Annotated in this window: 7 protein-coding genes and 1 pseudogene; 2 read left to right on the top strand and 6 right to left on the bottom strand. The window is 64.9% G+C overall.

Translation table 11 applies throughout. The features are described 5' to 3' along the window. Nucleotides 1–154 precede the first annotated feature (154 nt). Genes AD72_RS28140 through AD72_RS28125 form a run of 4 tightly spaced genes read right to left on the bottom strand, consistent with a single transcriptional unit; the run spans nt 155 to nt 5,760 of the window. Nucleotides 155–487 carry a CoA-transferase gene (locus tag AD72_RS28140; RefSeq protein ID WP_082469198.1) on the bottom strand — a complete coding sequence of 111 codons (333 nt, stop codon included), beginning with the start codon at nt 485–487 and terminating at the stop codon, nt 155–157. A gap of 12 nt (nt 488–499) precedes the next feature. Beyond that, complete coding sequence (gene xylA / locus AD72_RS28135; protein WP_031469641.1) at nt 500–1,669, bottom strand: xylose isomerase; 1,170 nt, start codon at nt 1,667–1,669, stop codon at nt 500–502. A gap of 18 nt (nt 1,670–1,687) precedes the next feature. Next, entirely contained in the window at nt 1,688–4,378 is a 2,691-nt protein-coding gene (locus AD72_RS28130; protein ID WP_031469640.1) for a glycoside hydrolase family 3 protein, read from the bottom strand. Further along, nucleotides 4,375–5,760 (bottom strand): sugar porter family MFS transporter, encoded by a 1,386-nt coding sequence (locus tag AD72_RS28125; protein ID WP_051899107.1) that lies wholly within the window; start codon nt 5,758–5,760, stop codon nt 4,375–4,377. The genes AD72_RS28130 and AD72_RS28125 overlap by 4 nt, the downstream gene beginning before the upstream one ends. A 115-nt stretch (nt 5,761–5,875) precedes the next feature. Here AD72_RS28125 and AD72_RS28120 point away from each other — a divergent pair, with 115 nt between their 5' ends. Further along, nucleotides 5,876–7,051, top strand: a complete 1,176-nt coding sequence (locus AD72_RS28120; RefSeq protein ID WP_197285099.1) for an ROK family protein — start codon at nt 5,876–5,878, stop codon at nt 7,049–7,051. Between the two features lie 438 nt (nt 7,052–7,489). On the opposite strand, the gene AD72_RS28110 is transcribed toward AD72_RS28120, so the two are convergent. Continuing rightward, nucleotides 7,490–8,086, bottom strand: a complete 597-nt coding sequence (locus AD72_RS28110; RefSeq protein ID WP_031469636.1) for a TetR/AcrR family transcriptional regulator — start codon at nt 8,084–8,086, stop codon at nt 7,490–7,492. 109 nt (nt 8,087–8,195) lie between these two features. Here AD72_RS28110 and AD72_RS28105 point away from each other — a divergent pair, with 109 nt between their 5' ends. After that, on the top strand, nt 8,196–9,059 hold the full coding sequence (locus AD72_RS28105; RefSeq protein WP_031469635.1) for an alpha/beta hydrolase family protein: 864 nt from the start codon (nt 8,196–8,198) through the stop codon (nt 9,057–9,059). Nucleotides 9,060–9,137: 78 nt separating this feature from the next. Here the strand turns inward: AD72_RS28105 and AD72_RS38245 are convergent. Then, nucleotides 9,138–9,803: pseudogene (locus tag AD72_RS38245) on the bottom strand (IS5 family transposase); the annotation flags it as partial. Between the last annotated feature and the right edge of the window lie 454 nt (nt 9,804–10,257).

Raw genomic sequence — 10,257 nt, 5'->3', positions numbered from 1 at the left:
TACGGGACAACCTTTAGGCTGCGCACATGGCTAACGGCAGCAACACACAAGGGCGTTCACGCGGGTCGATCGGCGTTCTACCGAGCGGATCACTGCGGGTCAGAGTGTATGCCGGGATCGACTCGGTCAGCAAAGCATCACTACCTCGACGAGGTCATCCCGCGAGGCCCGGAACAAGCACACCTCGCTGGGAGAAAGACACCAAAACACACCAACAACGACGCATCACGCTCGACGAACCGAAGCTGACCGAGGAGGCGAAGTAGGCGGCGCCGGGACGCACGGTCACCGTCTCCTTGCCCGCGTTGATCAGACCGGGGTCCACCTCCTCCTCGCCCGGATATCCGGCGACACCGAGAATCCCGTTCTCCGAGTGGATGATCACGGTGCGCCCGGCCGGAATGTGCGCCGGGACCCGGGTCGGCAGGCCGATACCGAGGTTGACACAGCTCCCACCCGGAGATTCAGCGGCGACGCGGGCGGCCAGCTGATCCGTGCGCTATCCCTTCGCTACTCCCATCAGGTGGTCGATGGCGAGCTGATCGAGCGGTTCGAACCGCATTCCGCGGGACGCGGCAGTTTCCGGGTCGAAGTTGTCTTCCGCTCGAAGTAGTCGTTCGGCCGTCTCGCCGCTGTCCAATGTGGACTTCCCGAGCTCGTGCACCCGTGCGGCTTCCATGGCCTCGATCACCCTGGGATCGGCACGGAAGGCCGCGGAGCGCTCCTTGAGGATCAGGTAGCTGCGCATACAGTTCGCGGCGGCCGTCCAGATGTCCTCTCCGGTGTCCGTGCGCAACGGCTTGAAGTCGAAGTGTTTCGGTCCGGTGTAACCGTTGGTCTCCAGTAGATCCACGGTGAAGAAGGCGCTTTTCACGTCACCCGCGCCGAACCGTAGATCCTGGTCGTACTTCGCGCCGTGTTGTCCATTCAGGTCCAGGTGGAACAGCTTGCCCGCCCACAGTGCCTGTGCGATTCCGTGCACATAGTTCAGTCCGGCCATCTGTTCGTGTCCGACCTCTGGGTTCACGCCGACCATGTCCGGGTGATCCAGCTGCTCGATGAACGCGAGCACGTGCCCGACGGTCGGCAGCAGAATATCGCCGCGCGGTTCGTTCGGTTTCGGTTCGAGGGCAAGTCGCATGTCATATCCGCGTTCGCGGATGAACGCGCAGATCGTGTCGATCCCCTCCTTGTACCGGTCGAAGGCCGCCCGAAGGTCTTTCGCCGCATCGGTTTCGCTGCCCTCACGACCGCCCCATGCCACGAAGGTCTTCGCGCCGAGTTCGGCGGCCAGCTCGACATTGCGCAACACCTTCCGCAGTGCGAACCGGCGTACATCTCGGTCGTTCGAGGTGAGTCCACCGTCTTTGAACACCGGATGGCTGAACAGGTTCGTGGTCACCATCGGCACGGTCATGCCGGTCGTATCGAGCGCCGTGGTGAACCGGCCCAGGATGTCCGCGCGCGCCGAATCGGTCGAGCCGAACGGGATCAGGTCGTCATCGTGGAAGGTGATTCCCCACGCACCAAGATCGGAGAGCCGGTGCACGGCTTCGACCGGATCCAGTGGTGCGCGCGTCGGCCCACCGAACGGGTCGGCACCGCCGAAGCCGACCGTCCACAGTCCGAAGGAGAAGTGGTCTTCCCTCGTCGGCACGAAATTCGTCATCGTCACTCCTGTTTTTCGTTACCTGACAACGAGTACGAAACTCGTTTGCTTGCTCTGGCCCCGATAGCGCACATCAGCCGTTACCGTCGCTACGCCCGGGTTCCTGGTTTCGATGTGTCCGCCGTGCGCCTCGACCACGTCCGGGCGATTGCTGGTGTATCGCACGGACGTTCCCCGTGGCAGTGGGGTGTCCGGATGTTCGGCACTGTGGCCGTACAGGGTGTCGTCGTTCATCGCCACGGTCAGGCGCGGTAGGACCGTGCTGCCCCGGTCGAACACCACGCGTGTGTCGCTCGAGCTTTCCGGGTCTCCTTGAGCGTGTGGCGTCGCCGAGACCGTTTGCATATGTTGGGTGAGTTGCCCCTGCACCGCGAAGGTTTGCTGGGTGCGGATATCCGCACTCGACGAGCTCAGTTGCAGCGCATAGCTGCCGTTGTCCACGGTGAAGTGGCCCTGGTTCTGGTCGAAGAAGCCGAGATCGGCGACTTTGACCGGGAACCGTAGCGTGGCGCGCTGTCCAGGATCGAGGGTCACCCGTTTCCAGTCGACGAGTCGTTTCACCGGGCGCTGCTTCGCCGGATTCGCCCCCGGCGTCGCCGCGTAGAGCTGCGCGATATCGGTTCCCTTGGCACGACCGAAATTCGTGACCTCGACAGTGGCATTGACCGTTCCGTCCGGGCTGACCCGATCTCGGTCGATGTGCAGCCGCCCGTAGTCGAACTTCGTGTAGCTGAGCCCGTGCCCAAACGGATAGTCGACCTTGCCGCGGTAATACATGTAGGTGCGCCCGGGATTGTCCGCCGCGCCGCGAATCGAGTAGTCCTCGATGGAGGGCAGCTTCCCGCCGTACCAGGTAAATGGCAGCCGCCCACTCGGGTTGTACTGTCCACTCAGGACATCGGCGAGCGCCTCTCCTTTGCGCTGCCCGTTGTACGAGCTCCACAGGATCGACCGGACATGCGGAGCGAATCCGGATACGTCGACCTGGCCGATCGTTTCCAGGTACACCGCGGTATTCGGATTGCGAGCAGCGACGGCATTGATGAGCCGATCCTGCATGCCCGGCAGCCGCAGCGAGGTACGATCCTGCTCTTCCTTCGCCGTGTCCTCATCGGTGCCCGCATAGACGACCGCCGCGTCGTATCCGGCAGCACGCCGAACCGATTCGGTGTTCATCTTGTTCGGGTCGCCGTTCGCGCTTCCCGGCAGATAGTCCACCTCGGCCCCCGGATTGATCTTCTTGATCGCGGATCGGATACCTTCGAAACCGTTGACCTCATTGGCTTTCCCCGCGCTCTGCTGGTCGCTGGAATAACCACCGAGGAACATCTGCTTCGGTGCGGCATAATCGCCGACGACCGCGAGCCGGTAGCGACCGGTCTTCGGAACCGCGAGCGGTAGCAGTCCGCCGTCGTTCTTCAACAGCACGATCGACTGGTCGGCCGCCTCCCGATCCAGCCGCAGCCTGGCCGGGGTCTCGGTGACCGCGCCGTTGGCATCGGAGTTGGTCCAGCTCCCCTGCGGCACCCGTTCCCGGGCCGCACGCACCCACGGGTTGCGTTCCGGCGGATCGAACTCACCGAGCCGGATCCGTTCGGTGAACAGCCGGACGAGCGAGGTGTCCACGAAGTTCTGACCGTACACGCCCTGCGGGGTGCTGATGGCGTCCCGAACCGCCGCCTGCGTAGTTCCCGCGAGTGTCTTGTTGTCCTTGTTCATCACACACTCGTCGTCCTCGCCGGCTGCGTTGGAGATCGCTCCGCGCTGTTCAGGACTCAGCTGAGCCTGCGGCCCATGGGGACGCCAGTCATGCCCACCGGGCCCGATGTCATAGATCGCACCGCAGTCCGAAGTGAACGAACCGGTGAAGCCGAACGTCCTGCGCGCCAAGGTATCCATCAGATGCGCGTTCGCCGGGGAGGGAACGCGGTTGACCGCGTTGTACGAGCTCATCACCGCACTCGGGTTGCTGTTTTTGATCACCTCGCGGAACTGTTTGGTGTAGTACTCGCGGAGCGTCCTTTCGTCCATATTGGACGACCCAGTGTGCCGGTTGTGCTCGCTATTGTTGGCCGCGTAATGCTTCAGCGTAGTGGCGACCTTCAGGTAGCCACCCGAGCCAGGCAGCGGTTTCCCATCGGGGGCCTTACCTTCCATGCCGTCCACATACTGCTCGGCCAACCGTGCGGTCAGCGTCGGGTCCTCGCCGTAGGTCTCGTCATTGCGTCCCCAGCGCGGATCCCTGGCCAGGTTCACCGTCGGCGCGTAGATGTTCAGGTCCCGGTTGTTGTCCGGCGATACCTCCCGCTCCTCATCCGAGATCTGTGTCGCGACCCGGTGTACCAGCTGCGGATTCCACGTCGACCCCATCGCCAGGCTCGTCGGATAAGAGGTGGTGTTCACCGAGTTGTTCAGGTTTCCCTCGGCATCCCGGCGTTTCGCGACACCGTGCAGGGCCTCGGACCACCAGTTGTATGCCCGGACCCCCAGCCTCGGTATGGCCGGCGCGTTGTCGGCCAACTGCGTGGCCTTCTCGGGCAAGGTCATCCTGTAGACCAGATCCGCGGCGCGTTCGGCAGCGGTGTAGGAATCGTCGCGGTAAACCGGTTCCGAAGCGCCGGCGGCCGTGACCGACATCGGTGCCACACAGAGGGCGCAGGTCCCGATAACAAGGATCCCTCTGCGCCATTTCCCCGGCTGGAGGTTCATAGCGGTGTTCCTTCCTTGTCGGCCCCGGACGGCACGGCCGCGGTTGACTCGAGACTCTGTCCCGCCGTCTCCGGAACCAGTGCGCGCACGAAGAAGAACGAGACGACCCCGAAACACGCGAAGATCAACATCGTCGTTCCCTGTCCGATTGCCACGACCACAACCGGAAACACAAGCGACACGACGAAATTCGCCGCCCAGTTGGCGCAGCTGGCCACGGCCTCGGCCGGACCGCGGACGTGCAGGGGATACAGCTCGGGCAGCATCACCCACATGATCGGCCCCCAGGTCGCACCGAACGCGGCAACGTAGACGGCGAGGCAGACGATGGTGACCACCGCGATCCACTGCCCGGACGCACCGACGATCAGGGTCAGCACGCCGAGCACACCGAGGCTGACGGCCATCCCGAAGCTACCGGTCAGCAGCAGCCTGCGCCGGCCGAGCCGGTCGGCATAGCGCACCGCGACAAGCGTGGCCACAACCATGATCACGCCGTTTCCCATCTGCGCGGCGATCGAGGCGGAGTCACCGAGACCGAGCTGGGTCAGCGTGGAGGGTGCGTAATACAGGATCGTGTTGATACCGACGAATTGCTGCAGTACGGCGAGCCCGATACCGATGATCAGCGCCCTGCGGATCCACGCACCGGTCAGTGCCCGCCAGCCGAGACTCTCCTGCGAGTCGCGCACCGCGGCATGCAATTCGGCACGCCCCTCTTCGAGCTCGTCCGCGGATCGCAACCGCTGCACGGTGCGCTCCGCGTCCTCCATGCGCCCCTTGCTGACCAGCCATCGCGGCGACTCCGGCATGAACAACATGCCGATGAACAACACCACGGCGGGCAGACCGGCCAGGCCGATCATCCAGCGCCAGGCCTGCGCGGGCGCCAGCAAGTAGTTGACGATGTAGGAGAGCAGGATCCCCACCGCGATCAGCAGCTGGTTCAGCGAGGTCAGGGAACCGCGGATGCGCGCTGGGGCGATCTCGGCGATGTACATCGGCACGATCACCGAAGCCGAACCCACACCGAGTCCGAGCACCACACGGAAACCGACCAGCATCCAAGCGTCGGCGCTCAACGCCGCGCCGAGCGCTCCGAGGACGAACACGCACGCGGCGAGCAGAGCAACCGGTCTCCTGCCGAACCGCACCGCCAGCGAACCACTGGCCAACGCCCCGACCACCGCACCGACCAGCAGGACACTGGTCACCAGCCCCTGCATGAACGGGGCGTCCGCGATCCCCAGCGGCCCCTTCAGGTACAGCATGGCTCCGGAGATGACCCCGGTGTCGTAACCGAACAACAGGGCACCGATCGCGCAGATCGACGCGGCGACGTACACCGCTCGGTTGCCACCACCTTGTGGCTTCTCGGCCATAGGAACTGCCCTCCCAGGCTGAATTTGTTTTGTAAGAGTTAAAATTCAAATGCCCGAGTTGTCAACCCTCCACCTCGCCGGAACCGGACGGGGAAGAATGGGCCAGGTGAACACCGTGTCGTCCGCAATCGGACAGGGCCGCGATCCGGCCAGCCTGCGCAGGCACAACCTCAGGGCGCTGCTGCGCCACCTGCACCTGCACGGTCCGACGAGCCGCCCCGGCCTGTGCGAGGTCACCGGCCTGACCCGGAGCACCATCGGCGATCTGGTCGGCGAACTGCTCTCGCGCGAACTGGTGCGCGAGGAAGGCGCGCCGGTGACCGTCGGCCGCGGCCGACCGCCGCTGGTGGTGACCCCGCACGAGGACGCCTACGTTCTCGGCATCGCGGTCGAGGTGGACACGATCGGCATCGGCCGGATGAACATCGGCGGCAGCCTGCTCGACGAGGAAAGTGTCAAACACGAACACGTCGCCGGTGATCCCGCGGCGAGCGTACGACAGCTGACCCGGCTGATCCGCCGTCGGATCAGCAAGGCGAACACCCGGCCACTCGCCCTCGGTATCGCAGTCCCGGGCATCGTCGACATCCAGGACGGCACCATCGCGTCGGCTCCCAACCTCAACTGGCGCAATGTCCGCCTCGGCGAAGAACTGCGCCGCACAGCGGGGTTCGCCGAACCCATCACCGTCGCCAACGAGGCACGCCTCGCCGCCCTCGCTGAACATCGCAGGGGCGCCGGTCAGAACAGCAGCGATCTGGTCTACGTGTCGGCCGAGGTCGGTGTCGGCGGCGGGGTCATCAACAACGGCGAGACACTCACCGGGACCTCCGGATACGGCGGGGAGATCGGCCACATGATCACCAACCCCGGCGGGCGCACCTGCCGCTGCGGCGGAGCCGGCTGCTGGGAGACCGAGATCGGCGCGGACGCGCTGCTACGTCATGCCGGGCTCACCGATCCCGCCGACCGGCACGCCGCACTCGCCGACCTGCTCGCAGAGGCCGAGCGGGAGGACGCCGCGGCGATCGAGGCGCTGCGCGCGCTGTGCCCATCCGTCGCGACCGGGCTGGTCAACCTGATCAACATCTTCAACCCCGAGCGGATCATCCTCGGCGGGCTATTGCGCTCCGTGGCCAACCAGGTCGGCACCGAGCTCGACGCGAGCGTGCGCAAGCTGCACGGCCTCAACGACTTCCCCGTCTCGATCCACCCGGCACAGCTCGGCGAGCTCGCTCCGCTACTCGGCGCCGCGGAGCACGCCGTGGACAGTTTCCTACGGCAGCTCTGACCCCGCCGACTGCCGCATCCCGCGCGTCCGGTCCTCGCCGGTGGCGTGCTGACGCGCTCAGCCACGCTGCGATCAACCGACCCGCACTCGCGCGGCCGAACAGTGCCCTACACGCAGGCGCTGGACTTGATCGTCCGAGAGTCGACGGCGTTGTTCGACGCATTGCACAGACACGATGGTGAGCAAGCCGCCCAACGCTGGCGCACCAAGCCCGAAATCGCTGTCCAGTACATGGCAGCCCGGCTCTCACCGAACGAGTTCGACTTCGACACCTGGTACGCGACCGTCGGTCCACCCGCCCGATGGACCGCCGCGCCTTCAACAGGCAGACAACCGCACGGCACCTGAAGCCGAACCGGCCATCGCACCAGAATCACCACCGCGCCGATCAGCGTCCGGGCCGCTCTGGTCCTTGCCCACCGCCAACCGACCGGCGTTCTAGGGCCGGCCAGCCCAGTCGGCAAGACGGTGTTTCAGCTCGGCGAGCATGTCTTCGAAGGCGGCATCGACCCGATCGGTGTCTCCGGTGGTCACCAAGTCGACGAACAGTCCACGAAGGCCGGCGAGCAGGGCAGTGGCGACCGCCTGGGTTCGCGACGGCGGGCATCCATTGCGCGCCAATCCTTCGGCGAGCAGATTCGTCCGCTGCCGCATCGAGGCAGCGACAGCGTTCACCAGTGCCTCATCGCCGTGCATGGCCTGACCGGTGATCGCGACGAAGAGCTTCACATAGCGCCGCCCGCGATCGGCGGTGGCCCTGCGCCAGATGGTGCGCAGCGGATCCGGGTCGTCCTGCGGGAGATCCGGAACCGCGAGCGTTCCCGCGAGTACGAGCTCGACGATCTCGGCAACCAATTGTTCTTTGGTCCCGAAGTGGTGCACCAAAGTGGCGTGGCTGACCCCGACGGTCTGGGCGATCTTACGCAGGGAAAGCTCATCGAGCCCATGGTCGAGTGCGTGCTCGGTGGCCGCGCGGAGTACTTCACCGCGTCTGTGCTCGAAGCGCTGTTTGCGGCCGTCGACGCGTTCGTTCATGCCGAGAAGGCTAGTCGAGGGGCTGTTCACCCCAGATTGGTTGACCAACTGGTAGAGCTACTTTACGTTCAGTACGTCCAGTTGTTCACCCCGTGAGGAGCAGTCGGTTATGCGAAAACTGGGTTCGGTCCTGGCCACCGCGGTGTTGAGTATCGGAATTATCGTGGCCGGACATGGTGTGGCCAGTGCGGATAGCACGTCCGACCAGCATGGTCCCGATCCGACGAAGGCGAGCATCGAGGCTGAGCGCGGCCCCTTCGATGTCGCCAGGGTCACCGTCCCTCGCGCTGGGGCCAGCGGATTCGGCGGCGGCACGATCTACTACCCGAGCAGCACCGAGGAGGGCAAGTTCGGCGCGGTCGCCATCGCGCCCGGTTTCACCGCTTCCCAATCGAGCATGGCCTGGTTCGGGCCGAGGCTGGCCTCGCAAGGATTCGTCGTGTTCACCATCGACACCGTGACCACTTCCGATCAGCCCGATATGCGGGGCGATGAGCTGCGTGCGGCGCTGCGCTATCTCACCGGCAGCAGCAAGGTCAAAGACCGGATCGATGCCGACAGGCTGGCCGTGATGGGACATTCGATGGGTGGCGGTGGCACCCTCGAAGCCGCCAAGGACGATCCCGCGTTACGGGCGGCCATTCCGTTGACCCCTTGGGATCTGAACAAGAACTTTTCCAGGGTGAAGACACCGACCATGATCATCGGCGGACAGAGCGACACCATCGCCCCGGTCGCCTCCCATTCCGAGCCCTTCTACCGTTCGCTGCCCGACACGGCGAGCAAGGCATACCTCGAACTGCGCGGTGCCTCGCATTTCGCGCCGAACATGCCCAACACGACGATCGCCGAGTACAGCATCTCCTGGCTCAAACGCTTCGTGGACGATGACCGCCGCTACGACCAGTTCCTCTGCCCAGCGCCCGGTGCGAGCGTTCAGATCAGCCAGTACCTCAGCACCTGCCCCTACTGACCGGGAGTCTCGGTGCCTCGAGGCCGGGTGTGCTGGAGCGCTACCACCGCGCCGTCTCGCGACCTGGATCATGACGGCGTTGAGGACTGCGGCTGCGCGGTAGACGAGCGCGAGTTTGTCGTTTCGGGTTGCCAGTGCTCGCCACTGTTTGAGGTGGGCGAAGCGGCGTTCGACGACGTTGCGGTTGCGGTAGTCGGCAGCATCGAAACTGGGTGGGCGGCCGCCGTGTGAACCACGGCGGCGCCGGTGACCGACCTGGTCGGCGGGTTGCGGGATGACCGTGGGAATCCCGCGCTCGCGTAGATGAGCGCGGATCGCGCGGGAGGAGTACGCCTTATCCCCGCGTAGCCGGTCCGGGCGGGTGGGCGGGCGCCCGAGAGGTCGGGCAACGCGCAGTTGCGCGAGCAGCGGCAGCAGCGCTGGTGCGTCGCCTTCTTGACCCGCCGCGACCGCGATCACTAGCGGCAACCCGTGCCCGTCGGCCAGGTGGTGGATCTTTGTCGACAGACCGCCGCGAGAGCGGCCGAATCCATGATCAGACGGCTCCGCGGCCGGATTCTTGCAATTTTGACCCAGCCCCCTGTGTGGCGCGCGATGTTGGTCGCGTGTTGATGCGCCCGAACGATCGTGGAATCCACCGCGATCGACCAATCCAACTCGCCAGCGGCGTCGGCTTGGGTCATCAGCACGGCCACCACCCCGTCCCACGCGGCAACATCGGCTCAATACGCGACCACTGAGCATCCGTGAACAACTGAAACCGCGACATACCCACAGACTCCCAGCACACCACCAAACTATTTATCAGATTCGCCCCTGGACGGTATGACCTGACCGGCTCGGGTTGAGGCGGTTGCAGGCCGGGGTCTCGCTCACGCAAGTATTCGTGGATTGCTGGACAGGGGCTGCCTGCCTCGCCTTTCCGGCATACGTGGGAGACCCCGGTGATTGTTCAGCGTACGAATGCGGGCCTGGATGTGCACGCGCGTTCGACGATGATTGTCCGTTCTCAGCGAAGTTCTCATCGCATCGCGCCTGCGGCCTGCGCGATGACAATTTCGCTCAGAGCAATAATCGACAAGGACGGAGCCACCACCAAGATCTGGAGCCCGAGCAAGAGCATATTCTTGTGAGCGCTCAACGTTTCCGCAATCAACTTCCGGTCTGCGGCAATATGCCGGGCTTGATAGCTGCCCGG

This window comes from Sciscionella sediminilitoris, assembly GCF_000737195.2.
GTDB lineage: Bacteria > Actinomycetota > Actinomycetes > Mycobacteriales > Pseudonocardiaceae > Sciscionella > Sciscionella sediminilitoris.
Note: the sequence above shows the minus strand (reverse complement) of the source record. Positions and strands in the feature narration are given on the sequence as shown.